The sequence below is a fragment of the Massilia cavernae genome (genome assembly GCF_003590855.1).
In the GTDB taxonomy this organism is placed as follows: domain Bacteria; phylum Pseudomonadota; class Gammaproteobacteria; order Burkholderiales; family Burkholderiaceae_D; genus Telluria_A; species Telluria_A cavernae.
In genome coordinates, this window is record NZ_QYUP01000010.1 from 1 (window position 1) to 24906 (window position 24906).

Below are 24906 nucleotides of genomic sequence, written 5' to 3' on the forward strand. Positions count from 1 at the left end.
TACTTTGGCCTGCCGGGCGCGATGGCGGCACTGGGCGGCATGCTGGCGGTGCCGCTGGTGCTGGTCATCCTGCTTGCGCTGGTGCATGCGCAGTTCGCCGGGCATCCCGGCGTCGACGGCGCCTTGCGGGGGATGGCCGCGGTGTCGGCAGGCATGATCGGCGCGGCGGGTCTGAAGCTGTCCGGCTCGCTGGCACGGCATCCGCTGCCGCTGGCCTGGGGCGTGCTGCTGGCCGCCGTGGCTTTCTTGATGGTGGCGCTGGTGCGGGCGCCCTTGCCCTACGTGCTGTTCGGCGTCGGCGGGCTGGCCTGCGTGCTGACTTACCGCAGGCTCAAGGCGTGAGCACCCACGTCATCGTGCTGGGCTGGAGCGACTGGGCCAGCCTGTTCGGGCACTACCTGATGCTGTCGCTGATGTCGGTTGGCGGCGCGATTTCCACCAGCTCCGAGATGCACCGCTACCTGGTCGAACAGAACCACTGGCTGACCCAGGAACAGTTCAACCATTCGATCGCGCTGGCACAGGCGGCGCCGGGGCCCAACGTGCTGTTTGTCGCGCTGATGGGATGGAATGTCGGCATGAATGCAGGCAGCACGGGCGCGGCGCTGCTGGGCGTCGCTGTCACCATGCTCGGCATCTTGCTGCCATCGACCGTACTGACCTACATGGCCGCGCGATGGAGCCATCTAAACCGCGAGCTGCGCCCCGTGCGCGCCTTCAAGCAGGGCATGGCGCCGGTGGTGGTGGCGCTCCTGATGTCGACCAGCTGGATCCTCGGCAGCGCCGCGCAGGCCGCAGGCACCAACTGGCCGCTTTGGCTGCTGACCCTGGCCAGCGGCATCCTGGTCTGGCGCACGCGGATCCATTTGCTATGGTTGCTCGGCGCCGGCGCCGTGCTGGGCTGGTTCCAGCTGGTGTGACTCGGCGTTCGCGCCGGCCGCCGGCTTAAGGCAAGCCCAGCTCCTGCGTGGCATACTTGCCACTCTTCAATCATCGGTATCCTCCATGCTCGAACTTATCAGCGAACACGCCTGCTTCGGCGGCAGCCAGCGTTTCTACCGCCACCAGTCGGGCGCGACCGGCCTGCCGATGCGCTTTTCGGTCTTCATTCCCGCCGCCGCCGACGGCGCCCGCCTGCCGGCCATGTTCTACCTCGCCGGCCTTACCTGCACCGAAGAAACCTTCATGATCAAGGCCGGCGCCCAGCGCGTGGCGGCGCAGGAAGGCATGATCCTTATCGCGCCCGACACCAGCCCGCGCGGCGCCGGCATCCCCGGCGAAGCCGATGCCTGGGACTTCGGCCTTGGCGCAGGATTCTATGTCGACGCCACCTCAGCGCCGTGGAACAGCCACTACCGCATGTACAGCTATATCCTCGAACTGCGCGAACTGCTGGTGGCCGAACTGCCCGTCGACGGCGCGCGCACCGGCATCTTCGGCCATTCGATGGGCGGGCACGGCGCGCTCGTGCTTGCCCTGCGCAACCCTGACCTGTTCCGTTCGGTATCGGCCTTTGCGCCTATTGCCGCGCCGTCACGCTGCCCGTGGGGCCGCAGGGCATTCAGCGGCTACCTGGGCGGCGACGAAAACAGCTGGAAGCGTTACGATGCGAGCGCCCTGATGGAACTGTCGCATACCCCTTTCCCCGGCGGTATCCTGATAGACCAGGGCCTGGCCGACAAGTTCCTGGCAGAACAGCTTTACCCCGACGTCTTCGAAGCCGCCTGCGCCAAGGCCGGCCAGCCACTCGAACTGCGCCGGCACGAGGGCTACGACCACGGCTACTACTTTATCTCGACCTTCATCGAAGAGCACTTGCGTTTCCACCGCGCCAGGCTGGGCTGAGGCGACATCGGGGAGACAGTGTTTGCTTGATTTTCGCGTGCGGCGGCCTATAAATTCAGAGTGAGCTACGGCCTCCGGGCCGTGCTTCAGGGACATTCAGATCACCCGTAGTACCAAGGAGATAGCCATGAATCTCGTCCGTCGCCCCACTCCCCTCGGGGCATACCGCGCCCGTGCGCTTGAAGATCCGTTTGGCCGCCTGGTCGAAAACATGTTCGAGGACATGCTCGCTCCCATGGCTGGCGGATCGATGATGCCGCAATGGGCAAATGAAGGAATTACCACGCCGCGCCTGAACGTCAAGGAGACCGAGAAGTCGTTCGAGGTCGAAGCCGAGATGCCAGGCGTCAAGAAGGAAGACGTCAAGGTGTCGATCGAAAACCAGCGCGTCACGGTGGAAGCCGAAACCAAGACCGAATCCGAACAGCGCGAAGGCGAAAACATCATCTATTCCGAGCGCAGCACACGCAAGTACTTGCGCGCGTTTACGCTGCCCTCGGACGTCGATGAAGCCGCAGCCCAGGCACACCTCGAAAACGGCGTGCTGACCCTGTCGCTGCCGAAGAAGCAAGGCGGGTCGGCCACCAAGCTGACCGTGCAGTAAGTAGCCGGCGCAGACGCAGGCAGGGTATTCCTGCTTGCGTGGCGCCCCACGTTCAATGCAGATAGCCGGTCCCTGCACTGCGGCGCTGGCAAAGGTGAGGCCATGCGCGACGAACCCGAATTCAAGAACCGAACCCATGCCGGCAGGCTGCTGGCAAAAGCACTCGCGCGCTATGCGGGCGATCCGGGCACGGTGGTACTTGCGCTGCCGCGCGGCGGCGTTCCCGTAGGCTACGCCATCGCGCACGAACTCGACCTCGAACTGGACATCCTCATCGTGCGCAAGCTCGGCATGCCGGGCCACGAGGAGTATGCCATCGGCGCCATCGGCGCCGGCGGCGTGCGCGTGCTGCAGGAAGACGTGGTGCGCGAGTACGGCCTGCCGTCCGAAACGATCGACGAAATCAGCGCGCGCGAGCTGCGCGAAATCGAACGGCGCGAACGCCAGTACCGCGGCGGCCACCCTCCCTTGGCATTGCATGGACGCACGGCCTTGCTGGTCGATGACGGACTTGCGACAGGTTCAACCATGCGCGCCGCAATCCGGATCGCGCGTAAACTCGGTGCTGCGCGCGTCGTGGTAGCGGTCCCCGTGGGGGCTCCCGACACCTGCGAGGCGCTCGAACGCGAAGTCGACGAACTCATCTGCCTGAGCAGGCCGATGATGTTCTTCGCCGTCAGCCAGTGGTACCGCGTGTTCGACCAGACCAGCGATTCTGAAGTCCAGGATCTGCTTGCACTTGCCTGGCGCGAACATCCCAGCGCGGCCGCGGTCGGCATTCATGGAAAACCTGCACAAGGAGTACGGCATGAGGGTCCTGACTGACAAGAATATCGAGTGGAGCAAATGGCTGACCGGCGCCGCCGCCGGGGCGTTGCTGATGTACATCTTCGATCCCGAGCGGGGTGCGCCACGGCGCGCCTATACGGCCGAAAAAATGCGCGAACTGACCAAGGAAAGCGGCGACGCGCTCGAACGCGTGGTGCGCAAGATCGGCGAAGGGCCAAGCTACGGCAGCACCGTGCGCGAATACGGTTCCGACTTGGCCGATCAGGCCGCCGATACCGGCGGCAAGCTTGCGTCGCAGGCGACGGACGCCCTGCACACGGCCGAAGCCAGCCTGCGCAGCACCATGCACCGCGCTACCGAAGCCGCCTCCGACGCCATGTCCCCGCTGCTGGAAGCGACTCGCGGAAGCTGGACGCCGGCCGCCCGCAGCGCCGCCGTGGTCGGCGGCGGCGTCTTTGGCCTGTACGCGCTGGCACGCCGCTCGCCGCTGGCCATCGTCGCCGGCCTGGCCGGCCTTGCCTTGCTTGCGCGCGGCGCCAGCAACCGTCCGCTGCGCAGCCTGGTCGGATCGCGCCAGGGCCGCGTGGTCGAGGTCAGCAGCTCGATCCGCATCGACGCCTCGCCGGAACAGGTGTACGAACTGTGGAGCCACTACGAAAACTTCCCGCGCTTCATGTCCAACGTGTCCGAAGTGCGCGACCTCGGCGACCGCCGCTCGCACTGGGTCGTCAAGGGACCGGGCGGGGTCGAGTACAAGTTCAACTCGGTGCTCACCGAACAGTCGCGCCCGCACCGGCTTGCATGGCGCAGCGAACCGGGCGAAGGCATTGAACAGTCCGGCTCGGTCGACTTCCAGCCTTCGCGGGGCGGCACCCGCGTCACCGTGCACATGTCCTACGTCCCGCCCGAAGCAGCGGCCGGCTACAGCCTGGCCTCGGCGCCGGGCAGCGACTGGGAACACCAGCTGGACGAAGACCTGGCCCGGATGAAGGCCTACGTCGAGCGCGGAACCTTGCCGTCTGCCGGCGCCCGCCAGGAAGAACCCGCCCACGGCAGGTTCCTGCACTAGGCAGCCATGCCGTCCACCGCATTGTCCCTCAGCGCGGCGATCGCGTCGGCCGCCCTCCCGCTCACGGGGGGGGCCGACGACTATACGCCGCTGCTCGAGCGGGTGGGCGATGCGCAGTTCGTGCTGATCGGCGAGGCCACCCACGGCACCCATGAATTCTACGAGGAACGCGCGCGCATCACCCAGCGCCTGATCCTGGAAAAAGGCTTCAACGCCGTAGCGGTCGAGGCCGACTGGCCGGACGCCTACCGGGTCAACCGCTACGTGCGCGACCAGGGCGACGACGCCGACGCCGTCCAGGCGCTGCAGGGCTTCCAGCGCTTCCCGAGCTGGATGTGGCGCAACACCGACGTGGTCAACTTCGTCGCCTGGCTGCGCGACTACAACGACGGTTTCGAACCCGACGACAAGGTCGGCTTCTACGGACTTGACCTGTACAGCCTGTTTACGTCGATGGAGGAAGTGCTGGCCTACCTCGAGCAGGTCGACCCGGCCGGCGCCGCGCTGGCGCGCAGGCGCTACGCCTGTTTCGACCACTACCAGGACGACAGCGAGCGCTACGCCTACGCGGCCGGCATCGGCCTGTCCGAGTCGTGCGAAGCGGCCGTCATTGCCCAGCTGCAGGCGCTGCAGCATCGCGCCCTCGAATACATGCAGCGCGATTCGGCCAATGCCCACGACGCCTTTTTCTACGCCCAGCAGAACGCGCGCCTGGTCAAGAATGCCGAGGCGTACTACCGCACCATGTTCCGGGGCCGTGTGTCGTCGTGGAACCTGCGCGACAGCCACATGGCCGAGACACTCGACGCGCTGGCAGGCCATGTCGGTGCGCGCGGCGGCAAGCCGGCCAAGATCGTCGTCTGGGAACACAACTCGCACATCGGGGATGCCCGCGCGACCGAGGTGGGACGCATCGGCGAATGGAATGTCGGCCAGCTGGCGCGCGAGCGCTACGGCCTGGCCAACACTTTCCTGGTCGGCTTTTCGACTTTCCACGGCACGGTGACGGCGGCGTCCGAATGGGGCGGGCCGGCGGAGCTCAAGGCGGTGCGCCCTGCCCTGTCCGACAGCTACGAGGCGGTGTTCCACCAGACCGGGATCGAGCGCTTCATGCTCGACCTGCGCAGCGACAGCGCGGCGCGCGAGGCGCTGATGGAACGCCGGCTGCAGCGCGCCATCGGTGTGCTGTACCTGCCGCGTACCGAGCGTCAGAGCCATTACTTCCATGCGCAGCTGCCGCAGCAGTTCGACATGATGCTGCATGTCGACCGGACCTCGGCGGTCGAGCCGCTCGAAACAGTCAGCCGCCCCACCGGCGGCGAGGCGCCGGAGACCTTCCCGGAAGGTGTGTAGGGCCCTGCGCGCCGCCTAGATCAGCAAGCCGCTCATGCCCTTGGTGTTCCCCAGCGAGCGCACCAGCAACGCCACGTCGTCGTTGTCGATGAAGGCGGCGGACGATACGCCCGTCAGCAGCCGCTCGGGCGCCATCGAACGCGCAATCGCGTAACCCTGCACGTAATCGACGCCAATGTCGGCCAGCGTCTGCACGGTGGCCGCATCCTCCGCCCATTCCGCGATCGTCTTCATGCCCAGGTTGACGGCGAGGCTGACGATGGCCTCGACAATCGCCACATTGGCCGGATGCGCATTGATGTTGACGATGAAGTTGCCGTCGATTTTCAGCACGTCGGCCGGCAGTTCCTTCAGGTAGGAGAACGAGGTATAGCCCGCGCCGAAGTCGTCCAGCGCCACCTTGACGCCGAAACTGCGCACCTGGTCGATGAAACGGCGCGTATTGTCCAGGTCGTGCAGCGCCACGCTCTCGGTGATCTCCATGCACAGCCGCCCCGCCACATGCACGTAGCGGGCCAGGATGTCGAAAGTGTCCTGCACGAAGCGCTCATCGTTCAGCGACGCGCCGCTCAGGTTCATGCAGACGAACTGGGTGTTCTTCAGGCTTTCGATGTTTTGCGCGATCCACGCCAGCGTGGACGCCAGCACCCAGCGGTCGATCACGCCGGCGCGGCCGCTCTTCTCCGCCGCGCCAATGATCGGTCCGGCCGACACCACCTGGCCGTCGCTGTCGCGCATGCGCAGCAGCACTTCGAAATTGAGCGAGGCGCGCGGCGACTTGAGCGACATGATCGGCTGCATTTCGAGGAACATGCCTTCGGTCGCATCGGCCGCCGACAGGCGCGCCACCAGGTTCAGCTCGGCCTCGCGCTCATGGAAGGCGGCCGCGTTGCGCTCGTACACCACCAGCCCGTCGGAATGGCCGCCCTTGGCTTCGCGGCAGGCGCGGTCGGCGGTCGAAACCGCATCCTTCATCTGCATCCCCAGGCTCACCTCGATCAGGCCGATCGAACCACGCACGTGGAAGGCCTTGTCGCCCACGCGGTACGGCGTGGCGCCGATGCGCTCGACGATGCCGCGGCAGATCAGCTGCGCCAGCGGAATGGCCGTATCCGGCAGGACAATGACGAACTCGTCGCCGCCGACGCGGCCGACCGTCTGCCCGCCGCCCAGCATCATCGCGATGCGTTCGCAGACCTGCTTGAGCACCTCGTCGCCGGCCGAGTGGCCGAACAGGTCGTTGATCAGCTTGAAACGGTCGAGGTCGAGATAGGCCAGCGCCAGCGGCTTGCCTGATGCCATCTGCACCACCGCGTTGTCGAACATGCGCTCGATGCCGCGCCGGTTGTAGATCTTGGTCAGCGGGTCGTTGTTGGCCATGAAGCGCAGCTGCTCGGTGGCCTTGGCCTGCTCGGTGATGTCCTGCAGCACGCCTTCGATCCGGTTGCGCGCCAGCGTGGCGCGCACCAGGAAGCGGCGCGTGCCTTCGCGGTTCTCGATTTCCAGGTCGACGTCCGGCTGCGCCTGCACCAGGTCGTGCAGCTGGCGCCACACGTCTTCCTCGAAGAATTGCTTGAAGCGGGTGCGGCCCGGCGTCACGCCGCCCATGCCCAGCATCTTGTCGACCGCCGGGTTGGCACTCAGGAACTGGCCGTAGATGTCGAGGGTGAACAGGCCGACCGGCATCGCCTCGTAGGCGTGGCGCAGTTCGGCCTGCGCCGCGATGCGCTTTTCCGTTTCCAGGCGCATCTGCTCGGCCACCGCCAGCGCCGCCAGCAGGCTCGACGCCAACGCGGCGGTGACGCTGTTGATCACGCCCAGCAGTTCGCGCAGGCCCAGCGCGGCGGAGATGACCTCGGCAAAGCCGGACACGAAGGTGACCGCGAACGAAGCGGCAAACCAGAACGCGACACGGTTGTGCAGGTGGAACATAATGCTGAGCAGCCCCATCGTCATCCACAGCAGGCCGAAGCCGCCCACCGCCCACATCACCGGCAGGAAGGTGGTGTACGGCAGCAGGACGGAGGCCGCCAGGAACGGCAGGCACAGCCACTCCATGATCTGCAGCGGCGCGACGAAGCGCGAGCGCGCCAGGTCTTTCCGGAACAGGGTCTGGTACAGCGTCAGCGTGGCGACCGAATACAGCGCAATCGTCACCGACCGGCTCAGCAGCAGCCATTCGGCCGGCACCACCTGGCCGAGCCACTGGGTATCCCAGCCGGCCGACAGCGCGCCGACGCGCAGGTTCAGGATCAGCCAGCCTGCGAACAGGACATACAGGCTCTGGCGGTTGATCAGCGCGGTGGTCAGCACGAACAGGGTGAGGACGATCATGCCGCCGTCGAGCAGGCCGGACTTGCGGTGATATTGCTCGACCGAGCGCGCCAGCTGGTCTTTGGACCACTGCACCGCGGTCAGGCGCGCCGGGCCGACAAAGGTGCCGCGGCAGAGCACAGGCGCATTGGCCTGTTCCGGCGACAAGGTAAAACCGGACTTGACCGGGGCGAGCGCGCCTTCGGATCCGCTGCGGCTCGACTTGCCGAGCGGAAGCAGCGTGGCCGCGTCCCAGCAGGCAAGGTCGATCGCATGGCGCGAGGGGAATTCGATGACCGGAACGCCGCCGTCGACGGCATGCGGGGCCAGGGTGAACCAGACCGGCGCTTCGGACAGCTTGGTGTCGAGGTGGGTAACCAGCGGCTGGCCCTGCAGGCGGGCCAGGGCGGAAGACGGCGACAGCGGCGCGCCGGTTTCGGGCGTGCCGGCCTCGGACATCACCCGCAGCGCCAGCCGTTCATCGCCGCGCGCGACATAGTGGCTGTCCCACACGAACAAGGCGATCAACGATAGTAGGGCAATACCGATCGGTAAGGCATACAGCGAGAGTGCTCGCAGCACCCATTCGAGGCCGCGCTGGGCGGGCCTCGAAATGAAAGTACGTAACGACAATGACGGCTTTGACATGTGAGCTTTATCCAACTGCGGGGAATACAGGTCCATTGTAAGCCCTGGACCAGAATATTCCTACAAGGATACATGCTCAGACTGGCAGCGTCATTCAATATCATTCTTATGCGAAAGCTTTTTCGGCCGCTGCGAACAACGGAGGGGTACCTGCACGCAACAGTGCCGGTTGCCCCAGCTCCGGGAATGCCGGGGCGCCGACGTCGATGTCCGGATGGTGGGTGTGCCGGAAGAACCCCAGCATCGGATGCTTGGCCGCGGTCCAGCGCTCCTCGCCGGTTTCGATTTCGAAAGCCATCACGCGGTGCGGCATGTTGCCGACGTGGCGCAGCGGGATGTGCTCGCCGCCCGGGAAGACGTCCGCGAACAACAGTTGTTCGTACTGGCGGTCGATCGGCGCGCGGCCGGTGACGACTGCCCACTCCACCTTGTTCCGCTCACAGTACTCGAAGCAGGCCTTGATCAGCGCCACTTTCACCACCCGGCCGATGCGGCCTTCGTCGATGCCCAGGCGGGTCACTTCGGCCAAGCGGCGGGTCATCAGCCACAGCGGCAGTTCGACCGATTCCTCGACGTGCAGCGGCTGGAGGAAATTGGTCTGGATGCGAGCGCTGCCGATCGGCGAGCCGTCCAGCTTGGACTCGGCCAGCAGGATCACGGCGTCGCTGTCGAAGTCGCATTCTTCCGGCAACGCCAGGGTGCGCGCGAATTCCGGCAGGTGGCGCGCATAGGCTGCATGGCGGATCTGCACCGCCTTCATCAGCTCCTCTTCGGTGCGCACGCGCTTGATGGTGAACGGCAGGCGTTCGGTCTTCATGCCGGCAATAGCGTCGGGAGCGATGCCGGAAGGGCGGGAAAAGACAGGCAGGTTATGGTCCATTTCGATGCTCCTTGTAATTCATAAAGTGGTGAATGCGTTTATGAATTATCAAGCCCATCATCAATTTCTAAGCGTCAAGAAGACTGGCATTTCCCCCTCTGTTTATTAAATTTCCACAATTTCCATACGGAAATATATTAAACCACAGCACTTATCTACATGCTAAGCAGCAGGATCACGATCAGATATAAGAAGAACACCGTCGCCGCCACCGACAGCAACACCGCGGTGCGCCACAGTGTTTGCATTTTTGTCAATCCATACGTGCCGCGCAGCTGGAGGAACATGTGTACCGGTGGCACCAGCAGCAGCATCGGCGCCACCGCCCCGCCCAGCCCCACGTATTTCAGCAGGAACAGCGTGGCGAACAGCATCGACATGAAGCACAGCGAGTACAGCGAGAACACCGCGTGGTCGTACATCGTCACGCCGCGGCGCCAGAAGAACATCAGCCACAGGAACGGCAGCGAGATCGGCACCAGCAGGAAGGAGAACTTGTAGGCGGTGTTCTTGATCTTGTAGATGGCCAGGTCGGGATTTTCCTTGGCGTGCCGGACCGCGTTGTCGATCATCGACAGGCCGGTAGTCACGTTCAGCTCATCCCAGTTGCGCTGCCCCTGCGCGCGGGGTGCGGCAGGCTGGGTGCTGTTCGCCACCACCACCACGCGCAGCGCGGCTTCCAGGCCGGCCAGGTCCGATTTCAGCTCGCCGGCCTGCTCGGCCAGGGATTCGGTGGCGCTGCCACTGGCCCTGGCGGCCGCCAGCTCCTTCGTCTTCGCTTCCAGCGCCGCTTTGGCTTTGGCGACCTCCGCCACCAGTTCGGCCTTCGCCTTCGCCCCGCCTGCGGTGTCGCCGATGTTGGTGCTGCCGGCGCTGAAGTAGGAGCCCACGAAGAACAGGAAGAAGATCATGAACAGGAACAGCGCCAGCGGCGACACGAAGCGTGTGCGCTGGCCGTCGATGTAGCGGCGCGTCAGTTCGCCCGGCTTGGCCACCAGCAGCGGCAAGGTGCGCCAGGCTTTCGCGTCGAAGTGCAGGATGCCGTGCAGGACCTCTTCGCCGAGGTGCAGCAGCGAACGGTGCAGGTGGCTGCGCTGGCCGCAGACGTGGCAGAAACTGCCCACAAGGGCAGCGCCGCAATTGGCGCAGTTGGCCGGGTGCACCTCGCTTGCGCGTGCCGTGGCTGGTGCGCCGGCGCCGTCAATCTCGTGCGCGACAAGGCCGGCCGTCACCATGGCGCCGGCCGTCTCGATGTCTGCTGTCATGTACGAATCCCCCGATGAAAAGGCTGTCGCCCGTTTTTTGGGACAGATAGTAGCATTTTCACCACATCGATAGGAATGCCCCGGCGCTTATTCGGGCAGCGCGGCCGCCTCCTTGATCAGCTGGCGGATCTCCGGCACGCAGGAACCGCAGTTGCCGCCGGCCTTGGTGCAGGCCGTCACCGCGCCTGCATCTTCCAGCTTGTGGATACGGATCGCGTTGAGCAAGGTGGTGCGCCCGACCCCGAAGCAGGAGCACACCGTCGGCCCGGTATCGGCGGCGCCGCCGACCGGCCTGCCGGCCAGCACGCTGCGCAGTTCGTCGCGGCCCAGCGCCTCCAGCGAGAACAGCCCGGCCAGCCAGGCGCGCGCCGGCAGGTCGGGACGGCGCGCGATGAACAGGCACTGCTCTATCCTTTCGTCAACGAGGTGGACGGCGCGATACACGCCGCCGGCCGCGTCCTGGTACTCCAGCCAGTCGGCGTCGGGGTCGGTCACGCCCAGCAGCGCCCTCGCCCACTCGCCGTGGTCGCCGATCGCCGCGCGCCCGGCCAGTTCGAAACGGGCGAAGCTGCCTCCCTGAACCTTGGTCCAGTGGGTCACACCGTCCAGCACCGGCTCGCCGCGGGTCAGCATGAAGCCGTACCAGGCCACGCCGAAGGGTTCGATGCGTACCGGCGTGTGCTTGAATTCCGGCTCGCCCGACACCGGGTCGACGGCCGGGGGCCGGATTGACCACGGCGCCGACGCGCGCGTCGGACGCGGTCTGGCCGTTCCAGTGGATCGGCACGAACACGCCGCCGCGCGCGATGCCGCCGCCGTGTTGCACCCGCGCCACCATCGCGCCCCAGCGGCTCGATACGCGCGCCAGTTCGCCCTCGCGCACGCCGTACAGCAGCGCGTCGTTCGGATGCAGGTCGATGAAGGGCTCGGGCGTGTGGCCTGCCAGCTTGGCCGCCTTGCCGGTGCGCGTCATGGTGTGCCACTGGTCGCGCACGCGGCCGGTGTTGAGCACCAGCGGGTAGTCCTCGTCCGGCGCATGCACCGGCGCGCGCGGGCTGACCGCCACCAGGCGGCCATGGGTGAACAGGCGCGCCGTGCCTTCCGGCTTGCCATCGGCGCCGCGCGCCACCGGCCACTGCACCGGTTCCATCTTGTCATAGCCCTGTGCACCCAGGCCCGCCAGGCCGTCGATGCGGAACCGGCGCGGCGAATCGCCTTCGTTGCGCCAGGTGGAGAGGCGCGCGTGTTCGTCGAAGACCTCGTGCGCACCGGCATAGTCGAAGCCGGCGTAGCCCATGCGCTGCGCCACCCCGCACAGGATCTGCCAGTCGGCGCGCGCTTCGCCCGGCGCCGGCAGGAAGGCGCGCTGGCGCGAGATGCGGCGCTCGGAGTTGGTCACGGTGCCGTCCTTCTCGCCCCAGCCCAGCGCCGGCAGCAGCACGTCGGCATAGGCGCCGGTGTCGGTGCCGGTGACGATGTCGGACATCACCACCAGCTCGCATTTTTCCAGTGCGCGCCGCACCTGGTTCGCGTCCGGCATGCTGACCAGCGGGTTGGTCGCGATGATCCATACCGCCTTCACCTTGCCCTGCTCCACCGCCTGGAACAGGTCGACCGCCTTCAGTCCCGGCTTGTCCGCCATCGCGGGCGATTCCCAGAAGCTCTGCACCACGTCGCGGTGTACCGCGTTGTCGAGGTCCATGTGGGCGGCCAGCATGTTGGCCAGCCCGCCCACTTCACGCCCGCCCATCGCATTCGGCTGGCCGGTCAGCGAGAACGGCCCCATGCCCGGCTGGCCGATGCGGCCGGTCGCCAGGTGGCAGTTGATGATGCTGTTGACCTTGTCGGTACCTGCCGACGACTGGTTCACGCCCTGCGAAAAGGCGGTGACCACCTTTCTGGTCGACGCGAATGCCTCGTAGAAGCCCAGCAGCTGGGTCGGATCGACGCGGCAGGCCCGCGCCACATCGAACGGATCGGAACAGTCGGCCGATGCCGCGGCCAGCGCCGCATCGAAGCCGCTGGTGCTGGCGTCGACGAAGGCCTGGTCGACCGCGCCCGTGCGCGCCAGGTAGCTGAGCAGTCCGTTAAACAGCCACACGTCGGTGCCCGGCTTGACCGGCAGGTGCAGGTCGGCCACGTCGCAGGTGGCGGTGCGGCGCGGGTCGATCACGACCACTTTTACTTCAGGGCGCGCTTCCTTGAGGCGCGCGATGCGCTGGAACAGCACCGGATGGCACCAGGCCGTATTGGAGCCGGCCAACACGATCATGTCGGCCTGGTCGAAGTCTTCGTAGCAGCCCGGCACCAGGTCGGCGCCGAAGGCGCGCTTGTGCCCCGCCACCGCCGACGACATGCACAGGCGCGAGTTGGTATCGATGTTGGCGCTTCCGATGTAGCCCTTCATCAGCTTGTTGGCGACGTAGTAGTCCTCGGTCAGCAGCTGGCCCGACACGTACAGCGCCACCGCGTCCGGGCCGTGCTCGTCGATGATGGCGCGCAGGCCGCCAGCCACACGGTCCAGCGCCTCGTCCCAGCTGGCGCGGCGCATGGCGCCGTCCTCGCGCAACTGCGGGTACAGCAGCCGGCCTTCGAGGCCCAGCGTATCGCCCAGGGCCGAGCCCTTGACGCACAGCTTGCCGCCATTGGCCGGGTGCAGCGGGTCGCCGCCGATGGCAAAACTGCCGTCGGCCTGCGGAGTGGCCTGTACGCCGCAGCCGACGCCGCAATAAGCGCAGGTGGTGCGTACGGCCAGCGGTACTGGTGCGAGATTCATCAGACTTGCTCCGAGAAACCTCGTCCTTCAGGACGGGGAGTGAAAGGAGCCGACTGCGCAGCAGTCGATGCCTTAGGTTTAAGAGTGGAACCATGGTCGACAATCGTTGTCGAACCTGGATGAAACTGGTTTACCGCTACCGCGTCAAGTCGCTGACCGGCTTGCTGAACAAGCAGGCCCGGGCAGTCAACTTCGTCTGGAACTACTGCAACGACAGGCAAAAGGATGCGCTGCGTTTCGGCCGCCGCTGGCATACCGGTTTCGACCTGATCAAGCTCACGACGGGGTGCAGCAAGGAGCTTGGCCTTCACTCGGGTACGGTCAACGACGTATGCCAGCAGTATGCGAAGTCGCGCTCCCAGTCGCGCCGGCCCTACCTTCGCTATCGCGGCAGGAAGACCTTGGGCTGGGTGCCGTTGAAAGGACGTGAACTGAAACGCGAAGGCAATGCCTTCCGCTTCGCCGGCAATACCTTCCGCGTATTCCATTCGCGCGCGCTGCCCGAGGGAAAAATCACCGACGGGACCAACTTCTCGCGCGACCGGCGCGGCAACTGGTTCCTCAATATCGTCCTTGAAGTACCCGCGCCGCCTGTCCGCATGCCGGTGCGCGGTGTGGGAATCGACCTTGGCCTGAAAGACCTGGCCACACTGAGCGACGGCAGCCGCCTCGCGGCGCCGCACATCTACCGTGCCAGCGAGGCGGCGCTGGCGGTGGCCCAGCGCGCGCGTAAGAAGAAGCGGGTTGCGGCGATCCACGCAAAGATTGCCAATCGCCGCCGTCATTACCTGCACACCTGCACCAGCGCCATTGTCCGCGCGTTCGACTATATTGTGGTTGGAAATATCAATGCATCCGCGCTCGCCAAGACCAGCATGGCGAAGTCCGTCTACGATGTTGGCTGGTCGTCCTTCCGCACACAACTGGCGTACAAGGCTGTTAAGCATGGCGCCTGGTTTGAAGAAGTGAACGAATGCTTTACCACCCAGATCTGCTCGGATTGCGGCGCTGTTCCCGATTCGAGGCCGAAAGGTATCGCAGACCTTGGAATAAGAGAATGGCGTTGTTGTGATTGCGGAGCGGTACATGATCGTGATCTCAATGCTGCGTTAAACATTCTCCGTCGCGGACGTGCGACGCTAGCTGTAGGAATCTCCGTCCTTTAGGTCGGGGAGGACGTCAAGCCGCGTCGAGGCACAGTGCTTCGCCGAACAGCAGGCGGCTGCGCATCGACGCAATATTGGTGCCCGAACGGATCAGGTCGAAATACCACGGCCCGTCCTGCACGTCGCCGTACAGCACGGCGCCGCGGATCCGGTCGTTCTCCACGATCAGGCGCTTGTAGATGCCGCGGCGCTGGTCGCGCAGCACCAGGTCCTCGCTGCCTTCGCCGCCGATCAGGTCGCCTACCGAGTATAGTTCGATCCCGGTCACTTTCAACCTGGTCGCGGTGGCTTCCTGCACATAGCGGCGGTGGCCGGCGCCGGCCAAGTGGGCCGCACATACCCTGGCCTGCTCCCAGATCGGCGCCACCAGGCCGAAGGTGGCGCTGCGGTGCTGCACGCATTCGCCGACGGCGTAGACGCGCGGATCGTAGGTCTGCAGGGTGTCGTCGACCACGATCGCGCGTTCGCAGTGAACGCCGCTGTCGCGCGCCAGTTCGATGTTGGGACGCACGCCTGCCGCCATCACCACCAGGTCGGCAGGGATCTCGCTGCCGTCCTTGAAAGCTACCCGCCGCACCTTGTCGCCGCCGGCGATCTCGACAGTATGGGCGTCGAGCAGGAAGCGCAGTCCCTTGCGTTCGAGCGCGTTCTTGAGCATCAGCGAGGCCGGCTTGTCGAGCTGCTGGTTCATCAGGCTGTCGGTGACGTGCACCACGGTGACGTCCATGCCGCGCCGCTGCAGGCCGTTGGCGGCCTCCAGGCCCAGCAGGCCGCCGCCGATGACGACCGCGCGGCCGCCGCTGCGCGCCGCTTCCAGCATCGTATCGACATCGCCCAGGTCGCGGAAACCCACCACCCCGGGCAGGTCCTTGCCCGGCACCGGCACGATGAAGGGGCGCGAGCCGGTCGCCAGCAGCAGGCGGTCGTAGCGCACTTCCAGCCCGGACTGCGAGCGCACCAGGCGCCGGCTGCGGTCGATCGCCACCACCGGGTCGCCCGCGTGCAGGGTGATGCCATTGTCGCGGTACCACTCGCGCGTGTGCAGCACGATGTCTTCGGCATCCTTCTCGCCCGCCAGCACCGGCGACAGCAGGATGCGGTTGTAGTTGACGTGCGGCTCGGCGCCGAACACGGTGATGTCGTAGGTGTCGGGCGTCAGCTTGAGCAGTTCCTCGACGGTGCGCATGCCCGCCATACCGTTGCCGACCACGACCAGTGCGGGTTTCATGCCGCTACCCACACCTTGCCGCCGTCGATGCGCGCCGCGTAGCGCGCCACCGAATGCTCGGGAGCTTCCAGGCACTCGCCGGTCTCGAGGTCGAAGTGGTGCTTGTAGATGGGCGAAGCGACCACCGTGCGCGAACCGACGCTGCCGACGATGCCGCGCGCCAGTACCGCCGCGCCGCTGGCCGGATCGAAGTTCGAGATCGCGAACACATGCTGGTCGCCTGCGCCGACGCGGAACACGGCTACCTGCTCGCCGTTGACCAGCGCGCACACGCCGGTGTCGGGCACGATGTCTTCGACGCCGCACACCGGCGTCCACTGGTTGAGCTGTATGTCTCGATGCATGATGATCTCCTTCGGTCAGGCGGTTGTTACGACGGCAAGCGGGATGACGCGCTTGCGCTCCTCGATGGTGGCCGGACGGATCTGGCCGCGCTCGGGCATGAAGACGACGTTCTGGTCCGGCTCGTCGCTGTTGACGAAGTGGCGGAAACGCTTGCGGATTTCCGGGTCGCTGACCGCTTCCTTCCATTCGCAGGCATAGGTATCCACCACGTGCTGCATGTCGGCTTCGAGTTCGGCGGCGAGGTTCAGCTTGTCCTTCACGATCACGTCCTGCAGGTACTCCAGCCCGCCCTCGAGGTTGTCGCGCCACACGCTGGTGCGCTGCAGGCGGTCGGCGGTGCGCACGTAGAACATCAGGAAGCGGTCGATGTAGCGCACCGCCGTTTCCTCGTCCAGGCCGGACGCGATCAGTTCGGCGTGGCGCGGCTTCATGCCGCCGTTACCGCATACGTAGAGGTTCCAGCCGCTGTCGGTGGCGATCAGGCCCACGTCCTTGCCCTGCGCCTCGGCGCACTCGCGGGTGCAGCCGGACACGCCGAACTTGATCTTGTGCGGCGTGCGCAGGCCCTTGTAGCGGTTCTCCAGCCGGATCGCGAAGCCGACGCTGTCGTCCACGCCGTAGCGGCACCAGGTCGAGCCGACGCAGGACTTCACCGTGCGCAGCGACTTGCCGTAGGCGTGGCCGGATTCGAAGCCGGCCGCGATCAGCTCTTCCCAGATGGCCGGCAGCTGGTCGACGCGGGCGCCGAACAGGTCGACCCGCTGGCCGCCGGTGATCTTGGTGTACAGGCCGTACTTCTTGGCCACCAGCCCCACCGCGATCAGGCCGTCGGCGGTCACTTCGCCGCCCGGCATGCGCGGCACCACCGAGTAGGTGCCGTCCTTCTGGATATTGCCGAGGAAGTAATCGTTCGAATCCTGCAGGCTGGCATGCACCGGCGTCAGCACGAAGTCGTTCCAGGTCGAGGCCAGGATGTTGGCCGCCACCGGCTTGCAGATGTCGCAGCCCAGGCCAGTGCCGTGCCGCGCCAGCAGCTCGGGGAAACTGCGGATCTTGCCGGCCTTGACGATGTGGTAGAGCTCCTGGCGCGTATGCGGGAAGTGCTCGCACAGGTGGTTGTTGACCTCCATGCCCTGTTTCGCCATCTCGGCCTTCATCACCTGGGTCACCAGCGGCACGCAGCCGCCGCAGGAGGTGCCGGCATTGGTGCAGCTTTTCAGCGCGCCGATGGTGGTGGCGCCGCCGCAGACGGCCGCGCACAGCGCGCCTTTCGACACGTCGTTGCACGAGCAGATCTGCGCGCTGTCCGGCAGCGCGTCGACGCCCAGCGCCGGACGAGCCTTGCCGTCGGCTTCCGGCAGGATCAGGAACTCGGGGGCGTCCGGCAGCGTGATCTTGTTGAGCATCATCTGCAGCAGGGTGCCGTATTCGGCGGCGTCGCCGATCAGCACCGCGCCCAGCAGGAACTTGCCGCACTCGGACACGACGATCTTCTTGTACACCTGCTTGCGCTCGTCGATGAACTGGTAGGAGCGGCTATTCAGGGTGGCGGCATGCGCGTCGCCGATGCTGGCCACGTCCACGCCCATCAGCTTGAGCTTGGTGCTCATGTCGGCGCCGGTGAATTCCGACGCTTCGCCCAGCAGGTGCTTGGCGGCGACGCGCGCCATGTCGTAGCCCGGCGCGACCAGCCCGAAGGCGGTGCCGTTCCACGACGCGCACTCGCCGACGGCGTAGATGTCCGGGTCGGAGGTGAGGCAGCGGTTGTCGATGGCGATGCCGCCGCGCAGCCCTACTTCCAGGCCGCAGGCGCGCGCCAGTTCGTCGCGTGGGCGGATGCCGGCCGAGAACACGATCATGTCGGTTTCCAGTGCGCTGCCGTCGGCAAAGCACATGCGGTGGGTGGCTTCGCCGCCGTCGCAGATTTCCAGCGTGTTCTTCTGGGTATGGACGGTGACGCCCAGACCTTCGATGCGGGTGCGCAGGATGCGCGCGCCGCCGTCGTCGACCTGCACCGCCATCAGGCGCGGCGCGAATTCGACCACATGGGTTTCCAGGCCCAGGTCGCGCAGCGCCTTGGCGCATTCGAGGCCCAGCAGGCCGCCGCCGACGACGACGCCCGACTTCGAGCGCGCGCCCCATGCCTTCATCGCTTCCAGGTCCTCGATGGTGCGGTAGACGAAGCAGCCCTCGCGGTCCTTGCCAGGCAGCGGCGGCACGAAGGGATACGAGCCGGTGGCGAACACCAGCTTGTCGTAGGCCAGCACCACGCCGCTTTCCAGCGCGACCGTGCGCGCGGCGCGGTCGACCGCGGTGGCGCGCGCGTTCAGGCGCAGCGTGACGTTGGTGCGATCGAAGAAGCCCGGCTTGACCAGCGACAGCTCGTCCGCCGTCTTACCGGCGAAGAATTCCGACAGGTGCACGCGGTCGTAGGCCGGGCGCGGTTCCTCGCACAGGATGGTGATGTGGGTGCCGGCCGGGGCGCTGTCGGCCAGGCTTTCGACCAGTTTGTGGCCCACCATGCCGTGGCCGATGACGATGATTTCCATGTTCAGTTCCTTATTCAAGCCGTAGCCGAGGCGGAAAGCGCCTGTTCGTCGGGATTCGCGCTGAAGCGCACCGCTACCGCGCACAGTGCGGACAGCATCACCAGGCCGCCCAATACGAACAGGGTCTGGCGGATGTCGCCGGTGCCTTTCAGCAGGAAGCCGGCCAGTACCGCGCCGACATTACCGCCGGCGCCGATGATGCCGGCCACGCCGCCCAGCGCCTTGCCGTCGATAAAGGGCACCAGCGCGTAGGTGGCGCCGCAAGCCATGTGCGTGAACAGGCCGAACACCAGCATCGCCACCACCGCGAACCCTACCGTGCCGGCGTTGGCGAACCACAGCAGGCCGGCGCCTTCGCCGATCATCAGGATGAACAGCAGCGTTACGCGGCGGTTCAGGTTGCCGTTCAGCGCCATGCGGTCCGAGACCCAGCCGCCCAGCGCCCGGGCGAACAGCGCCAGCAGTCCGAAGCTACCGGCCGCCATGCCGGCCTGCGCCAGGGTCAGGTTGTAGTTGTCGACGTAGTAGACGGCTGCGATGTTGTGGATGAAGATCTCGATGCCGAAGCAGGCGCCGTAGGTCACGAACAGCATCCAGACGCGGTAGTTGGCGGCGGCCGCCTTGAAGCTCGCCCAGCCGCCCTTCTTGCCCGCTTCGATGTTGACGCCGGCGGCGCGAAGCTCGGCGTAGTTACCTTCCGGGCAGTCCTGGGTGAAGCGCCAGTAGACGGCGGCCATCACCAGCATCAGCACGCCCGGCACCAGCAGCGCGGCGCGCCAGCCGTAGCCCTCGGACACGCCCAGCATGATCATCGCGCCGAGAAGCAGCGGCATCAGGGCCTGGGCCGCGCCCCCGCCCGCATTGCCCCAGCCGGCGGCTGCCGCATTGGCGGTGCCGACCACCTTGGGGCCGAACATCACCGAGGTGTGGTACTGGGTGATGACGAAGCTGGCGCCGACCGCGCCGATCAGCAGGCGGAAGAACAGGAAGCTCTCGTAGCTCTGCGCCGCGGCCACGCCCAGCACGGGAATCGCGCCCAGCGCCAGCAGCCAGGTATAGGCCTTGCGCGGGCCGAAGCGGTCGCACATCGGGCCGACCACCAGCCGCACCAGGATCGTGATGGCGACGGCGGCGATGTTGATATTGGCGATTTGCCCGACGGTAAGACCGAACTCGCCCTTGATGACCGGCATCAGCGGTGCGCAGGCGAACCAGGCGAAGAAGCAGACGAAAAACGCCATCCATGTCAGGTGGAAGGCACGCATCTGGGGAGTGTTGATCGTGAACAGCGCGATCTTATTTGCTTTGGAGGCCATCTTTTATCCCGTTCCTGAAACTGAAAGGCGCCCGCGGTCTCCGGGCCGCTTGCCCGGAGATGCGGACGCCGTTGTCCTGCCGGTCCGCCGTTGGACCAGCCCTGTTGTACTGCCGGGATCGCCGTTGATCCGATATCTTCTCTTTAGCAAGCGCCGTGCCACGGTCTTTACGGGGCTATCTCGCCGGGCCTCCTGTGACTTTCGCTGCACGCTGGTGCATTACGTGCGCGAAAATGATGCGCCGCACCAGAAAATACGCTTAGCCCAGCAGGTCCTCGACGTCCAGCAGGCGCTGCGCCAGGTCTTCCAGCTTCAGGTTCTTGCTCATCGCCATGGTGCGCAACTTCTGGTAGGCCTGGTCTTCGGTCAGCTTGTGGCGGGCCATCAAGATGCCCTTGGCGCGGTCGATCACCTTGCGCCCGGCCAGCTTGTGCCTGGCGTCGGACAGCTCGGCGTGCAGCTTTTGTTCGTGGCGGAAGCGCGCCAGCGCCACCTGCAGCACCGCGCGCAGCCGTACCGATTGCATGCCGGCAACCACATAGGCCGATACGCCGGCCGCCATCGCCGCCTCGATGCTGGGTTCGGAGTCGTCGTCGGTGAACACCACCACCGGGATACGGGCAGCGCCGCCCGCGCCCGCCACCAGGGCCGGCAGCGAGCGCGCGTCGGAGGCTGCGTCCAGCACGACCAGCGCCGGGCGCAGGCGCGCCAGGTGGCCGGACAGGGCGGCGTCTGGCGCCAGCGTGGCCAGCACTTCGCAGCCGGCATCGAGCAGGCGCGTGCGCAGCACGCTGGCGGAATCGTCGGCGGACGCGACCACCACGGTGCGCAGGAGGGAAAATCGTCGGGTCATGGATGCCAATACAAAATAGAGTTACGGCTACTTATGCAAGATGCGCGCCAACGGCCCTTGCAAGAACACGCTTCTGTTGCTATACATGGCGTATCTGCCACTGACAAACCATTCGATGACATTGAATAAACGATATTTCGGCGCGCTGTTGCTGTTGCTGTCCCTGCTCGCCCCCGCCGCCTTTGCCGCGGCCCCGGCCTTCATCTACCTGGTGCGCCACGGCGAGAAAGCGGGCAATGACGGCGATCCCGACCTGACCGCGCAGGGACGCGCGCGCGCCGACAATATCGCCGCGATACTGAGGAAGACCGGCATCCGCCAGGTCTGGAGCACCAAAACCGCGCGCACGCGCCAGACCGCGGCGCCGACCGCGGCGCTGCTTGCGTTGCCGGTAAAGGAGTACGACGCCGGCAAGCCTGAAAAGATGATCGCCGAGCTGAAAGCCACAGGCGGCAACGCACTGGTGGTCGGGCACTCGAACACGGTGCCGAAACTTGTCAGCCTTCTTGGCGGTGCGTCCGGCGCCGATATCGGCGACAATGAATTCGACCGCGTCTACCAGCTGATCGTCGGCAGCGACGGCAGCGTCACCACGGTCCTGCTCAGTTCGCCGCCTTCGAGCTAGGCGCCGCCGCGCGTCAGGTCAGGGCCAGACGCGCGGGACGTGTGCCGCCGGTGTGGCTGAACGCGCCCGTGAAGGAGCCGCATGATGTCGAGCACGCCCGAATCGCCCGCCGCCGGGCCCGTACCGCTGGAGGCCAAGGTCGCATTCCTGCGCCATCCCTCCAGTTATCCCGACGCGCCCTACCGGGTCGAAACGATGGAAACCCACATGGCCTGGGTTTTCCTGACCGAAGGCGAGGCCTGGAAGCTGAAAAAGCCGGTGTGCTACGGCGGCGCCGATTTCCGCACGCTGGCCGTGCGCCACCATTTCTGCGACGAGGAAGTGCGCCTGAATCGGCGCCTCGCGCCCGAGGTCTACCTCGGCGTGGTGCCGCTGACGCTCGACAGCGGCAGCCACCTGCAGCTGGGCGGCGACGGCGAAGCTGTCGACTGGCTGGTGCGCATGCGGCGCCTGCCGTCGCGCTTCATGCTCGACTACGTGCTGCGCCACGGCCAGTGCAGCGCACGCGACATGCAGTGCGTGGCGCGGCGGCTGGTGGCCTTCTTCGAATCGCTCAAGCCGGTCGACATCGACGGCTCGGCCTGCCGCGACCGCTACGCGCGCCAGATCGCGGCCAGCTCCCACGAACTGCTGCAACCAGCCTACGGCCTGCCCGCCGCCCATGTGCGGCTGGTATGCCACCGCCAGTTGAGCGCGCTCGACCGGCTCGCTGAGCGCATCGACGGGCGCGTCGCCGATGGCAAGGTGGTGGAAGGCCACGGCGACCTGCGTCCCGAACATATCTGCCTCTACCCCACGCCCGTCGTGATCGACTGCCTGGAATTTTCGCGCGAGCTACGCACCATCGACCGCGCCGACGAGCTGGCCTTCCTCGCACTGGAAACCGAACGACTCGGTGCGCGCGACATGGCCGCGGTACTGTTCCAGCAGTACCGGGCGTTGTCGCACGACCACCCGGCGCCCGCCCTCCTGCACTTCTACCAGAGCTACCGCGCCATCGTGCGCGCTGCGCTCGCCATCGCCCACCTGAAGGAAGTACAATTCCAGTACTCGCGCAAATGGGCGGCCAGCGCGATGAACTGGCTGCAGTTGGCCGAGCAGCACCAGAATTGGCGCCAATGAGTTGGCGCCAGTGAACGCCTGAACGAAAACCCCTTGCGCCGGTCTGACATGCAGGGAGCGTCATCTTTCGGAAGGAAAAACCATGGGCACGCACTTCGAACACGTTTCAATGGAAAAAAAGGCGAACATCTTCGCCGACGGTAAGTGCATTTCGTACACGCTGACCTTTCCGGATGGCGAGACCAAGACGGTGGGCGTGATCATGCCGGGCGGGGTCACCTTCGCCGCCGACACCGACGAGACCTTCGAGGTCGTCGAGGGCAAGGGGAGCGTCAGCATTAATGGAGACACGAAGGACTTCGCCGGCGGGCAGCGCTTCCACGTCAAGGCACAGGAGCGCTTCGACGTCGAGGCAGCCGGGCCGGTGCACTACGTCACCCACATGGGCAGGAAATAGGCGGGTGACGTTCGTCCGGCAAGGCTAGGCGCGGCCGAGGCACTGCACGAACCAGCCGCAGGCCAGCCGCGCCACTTGCTCCAGCGTGCCCGGCTCTTCGAACAGGTGGGTCGCGCCGGGCACGATGTCCATCCGCTTCTCGCAGGTCAGCAAACTGTACGCCGCCTGGTTCAGTTCGATGACCTGACCGTCGAGGCCGCCGACGATCAGCAGCGTCGGCGCACGTACGCGCGCCAGTACCTCACGCCCGGCCAGGTCGGGCCTGCCGCCGCGCGACACTACGGCATACACGGCCGGCGACTCGCGCGCTGCCAGCTGGAGCGCGGCGGCGGCGCCGGTGCTGGCGCCGAACAAGCCGAGCGGCAATACCGACGTATGCGGATCCTTCGACAGCCAGTCGGCCGCCAGCTTCAGCCGCTGCGCCAACAGGCCGATGTCGAAGCGCGCCGCCGTGGTCGGTTCCTCGGCCGGCGTGAGCAGGTCCATCAGCAGAGTGCCCAGGCCCGCCTTGCGCAGCTCGCCCGCCACGTAGTTGTTGCGCGGGCTGAGGCGGCCGCTGCCGCTGCCGTGCGCAAACAGGATGATGCCGCGTGCCCCTCCGGGCAGCGCCAGCAGTCCTTCGACGTACTCGCCGTCGATCGGAATGCTGACCAGTTCCTTGCGTCCGTCCATGATCTGCCTCCTTTCAGTCGCCGCCGTGCAATTGCGCGATCGCGTCGCCCACCAGTGCCGCGCTGCCGACCACCGCCAGCTTGGCCGCCAGCGCAGCCGCGCCCGGCCGGCCCGGCGCAACGCTGTCGGTGACCACCACCCTTTCGATAAAGGGATCGGCCAGCACCAGGCCCGCGCGTTCGCTGAACAGCCCGTGCGTGGCCAGCGCGATGGCGCCGGTGGCGCCGGCTTCCTGGCAGGCGGCGGCTGCGCGCGCCAGGGTCGAGCCCGAACTCACCAGGTCGTCGAACAGGATCACCATGCGGTCGCGCACCTCGCCCACCAGCATGCTGCCGCTGAGCACGCCTGAACTGCGGTGTTTTTCCGCGCAGGCTATTTCCACCGGCCGGCCCAGCGCCTCGGCCAGCTGCTGGCGGAAGGCCTCGGCCCGCTTCATGCCGCCGCTGTCGGGCGACACCACGGTGGCCTGCATACCGGTCAGCATCGGCAGCAGGAAGTGCACGAACAGGCCCGTGGCCTCGAGGTGGAAGGTGCGGCAGCGGAAGGCGTTCTGGAAGGCGGCAAGGTTATGCACATCGAGCGTGACCACCGCGCTTGTGCCAACCGACTCGAACAGGCCGGCGACGTAGCGCGTGGTGACCGGGTCGCGCTCCTTGGTCTGGCGGTCCTTGCGCGAATAGGCCAGGTAGGGCACCACGGCGGTGACGCGCTGCGCCCCGGCGTCGCGCAGCGCGCCGATGAAGAACAGCAGCCGGCACAGCCTGTCATTGACGGTTTCGCCCGGCTCGCCGTGCAGCGAATGGATGACGTACACGTCGCGTCCGCGCACCGGCACCAAAGGCCGCGCCTTGTGCTCGCCATCCTCGAAATTGCGCTCCTCGTGGTGGCTGAGCGGAAGGCGCAGGTGCTGCGCCACCCGCTCGCCGAAGGTCCGGCTCGTATTGAGCGCGAACAGGCACAGCTCGTCATCGATCAGCGTCTTCATGGCGTCCTCGCAGTGGCCGGCATTCCAGTGGCCGGCACCCGGTCAATTATCCTGCATAGGCAGGCGCGCACGCGCGCGCTTGCACATTGCCCGTGGCAAAACCAGT

The 24906-nt window shown here is 66.4% G+C and carries 21 protein-coding genes and 1 pseudogene; 11 read left to right on the top strand and 11 right to left on the bottom strand.

Annotation, left to right across the window (positions count from 1 at the left end; translation table 11 throughout):
• From D3872_RS00880 to D3872_RS00910, 7 genes are all read left to right on the top strand, one after another.
• The coding region (locus D3872_RS00880) for a chromate transporter (protein ID WP_147373752.1) at positions 1–342 on the top strand (342 nt) is incomplete at its 5' end.
• Entirely contained in the window at positions 339–920 is a 582-nt protein-coding gene (locus D3872_RS00885; protein ID WP_119809030.1) for a chromate transporter, read from the top strand. The genes D3872_RS00880 and D3872_RS00885, both read left to right, overlap by 4 nt.
• Positions 921–1005: 85 nt before the next feature.
• Positions 1006–1845, top strand: a complete 840-nt coding sequence (gene fghA / locus D3872_RS00890; protein ID WP_119809031.1) for an S-formylglutathione hydrolase — start codon at positions 1006–1008, stop codon at positions 1843–1845.
• 127 nt (positions 1846–1972) lie between these two features.
• Entirely contained in the window at positions 1973–2449 is a 477-nt protein-coding gene (locus tag D3872_RS00895; RefSeq protein WP_119809032.1) for an Hsp20/alpha crystallin family protein, read from the top strand.
• 102 nt (positions 2450–2551) lie between these two features.
• Positions 2552–3274, top strand: coding sequence for a phosphoribosyltransferase (locus D3872_RS00900; protein ID WP_119809033.1), 723 nt, complete (start codon positions 2552–2554; stop codon positions 3272–3274).
• Positions 3258–4307: an SRPBCC family protein gene (locus tag D3872_RS00905; RefSeq protein WP_182915633.1), complete on the top strand. Its 1050-nt coding sequence runs from the start codon at positions 3258–3260 to the stop codon at positions 4305–4307. Before D3872_RS00900 ends, D3872_RS00905 begins: the two co-directional genes overlap by 17 nt.
• A 6-nt stretch (positions 4308–4313) precedes the next feature.
• The gene (locus D3872_RS00910; protein ID WP_119809035.1) at positions 4314–5660 is read left to right on the top strand and encodes an erythromycin esterase family protein; all 1347 of its coding nucleotides are present in this window, start codon (positions 4314–4316) and stop codon (positions 5658–5660) included.
• Positions 5661–5675: 15 nt separating this feature from the next.
• Here the strand turns inward: D3872_RS00910 and D3872_RS00915 are convergent, their stop codons facing one another.
• The 4 genes and pseudogenes from D3872_RS00915 to D3872_RS00930 all read right to left on the bottom strand — a co-directional run bounded on the left by D3872_RS00915 (position 5676) and on the right by D3872_RS00930 (position 13542).
• On the bottom strand, positions 5676–8621 hold the full coding sequence (locus D3872_RS00915) for a putative bifunctional diguanylate cyclase/phosphodiesterase (RefSeq protein ID WP_119809082.1): 2946 nt from the start codon (positions 8619–8621) through the stop codon (positions 5676–5678).
• 106 nt (positions 8622–8727) lie between these two features.
• Positions 8728–9501, bottom strand: coding sequence for a hypothetical protein (locus tag D3872_RS00920; RefSeq protein WP_119809036.1), 774 nt, complete (start codon positions 9499–9501; stop codon positions 8728–8730).
• Between the two features lie 155 nt (positions 9502–9656).
• Entirely contained in the window at positions 9657–10766 is a 1110-nt protein-coding gene (locus D3872_RS00925) for a DUF3667 domain-containing protein (protein ID WP_119809037.1), read from the bottom strand.
• 87 nt (positions 10767–10853) lie between these two features.
• Positions 10854–13542 (bottom strand): annotated as a pseudogene (locus tag D3872_RS00930) (molybdopterin-dependent oxidoreductase).
• Positions 13543–13661: 119 nt separating this feature from the next.
• On the opposite strand from D3872_RS00930, the gene D3872_RS00935 reads away from it, so the two are divergent.
• Complete coding sequence (locus D3872_RS00935) at positions 13662–14708, top strand: RNA-guided endonuclease InsQ/TnpB family protein (protein WP_119809038.1); 1047 nt, start codon at positions 13662–13664, stop codon at positions 14706–14708.
• A 13-nt stretch (positions 14709–14721) separates the two neighbouring features.
• On the opposite strand, the gene D3872_RS00940 is transcribed toward D3872_RS00935, so the two are convergent.
• From D3872_RS00940 to D3872_RS00960, 5 genes are all read right to left on the bottom strand, one after another.
• Positions 14722–15936 carry an NAD(P)/FAD-dependent oxidoreductase gene (locus D3872_RS00940; RefSeq protein WP_119809039.1) on the bottom strand — a complete coding sequence of 405 codons (1215 nt, stop codon included), beginning with the start codon at positions 15934–15936 and terminating at the stop codon, positions 14722–14724.
• Complete coding sequence (gene nirD, locus D3872_RS00945; protein WP_119809040.1) at positions 15933–16280, bottom strand: nitrite reductase small subunit NirD; 348 nt, start codon at positions 16278–16280, stop codon at positions 15933–15935. Before nirD ends, D3872_RS00940 begins: the two co-directional genes overlap by 4 nt.
• Before the next feature lie 15 nt (positions 16281–16295).
• Positions 16296–18830 carry a nitrite reductase large subunit NirB gene (nirB, locus tag D3872_RS00950; protein ID WP_119809041.1) on the bottom strand — a complete coding sequence of 845 codons (2535 nt, stop codon included), beginning with the start codon at positions 18828–18830 and terminating at the stop codon, positions 16296–16298.
• 14 nt (positions 18831–18844) lie between these two features.
• On the bottom strand, positions 18845–20146 hold the full coding sequence (locus tag D3872_RS00955) for an MFS transporter (RefSeq protein ID WP_119809042.1): 1302 nt from the start codon (positions 20144–20146) through the stop codon (positions 18845–18847).
• A 259-nt stretch (positions 20147–20405) separates the two neighbouring features.
• Positions 20406–20999: an ANTAR domain-containing response regulator gene (locus tag D3872_RS00960; RefSeq protein WP_119809043.1), complete on the bottom strand. Its 594-nt coding sequence runs from the start codon at positions 20997–20999 to the stop codon at positions 20406–20408.
• 115 nt (positions 21000–21114) lie between these two features.
• Here D3872_RS00960 and D3872_RS00965 point away from each other — a divergent pair, with 115 nt between their 5' ends.
• The 3 genes from D3872_RS00965 to D3872_RS00975 all read left to right on the top strand — a co-directional run bounded on the left by D3872_RS00965 (position 21115) and on the right by D3872_RS00975 (position 23143).
• A complete protein-coding gene (locus tag D3872_RS00965) occupies positions 21115–21624 on the top strand; it encodes a SixA phosphatase family protein (protein ID WP_119809083.1) in 510 nt (169 codons plus the stop codon).
• A gap of 81 nt (positions 21625–21705) precedes the next feature.
• Complete coding sequence (locus tag D3872_RS00970) at positions 21706–22746, top strand: hypothetical protein (protein WP_229459097.1); 1041 nt, start codon at positions 21706–21708, stop codon at positions 22744–22746.
• A gap of 82 nt (positions 22747–22828) precedes the next feature.
• The gene (locus D3872_RS00975) at positions 22829–23143 is read left to right on the top strand and encodes a pyrimidine/purine nucleoside phosphorylase (protein ID WP_119809044.1); all 315 of its coding nucleotides are present in this window, start codon (positions 22829–22831) and stop codon (positions 23141–23143) included.
• Positions 23144–23167: 24 nt separating this feature from the next.
• On the opposite strand, the gene D3872_RS00980 is transcribed toward D3872_RS00975, so the two are convergent.
• A complete protein-coding gene (locus D3872_RS00980) occupies positions 23168–23815 on the bottom strand; it encodes a dienelactone hydrolase family protein (protein ID WP_119809045.1) in 648 nt (215 codons plus the stop codon).
• A 13-nt stretch (positions 23816–23828) separates the two neighbouring features.
• On the bottom strand, positions 23829–24791 hold the full coding sequence (locus D3872_RS00985) for a ribose-phosphate diphosphokinase (protein WP_119809085.1): 963 nt from the start codon (positions 24789–24791) through the stop codon (positions 23829–23831).
• Positions 24792–24906 lie beyond the last annotated feature (115 nt).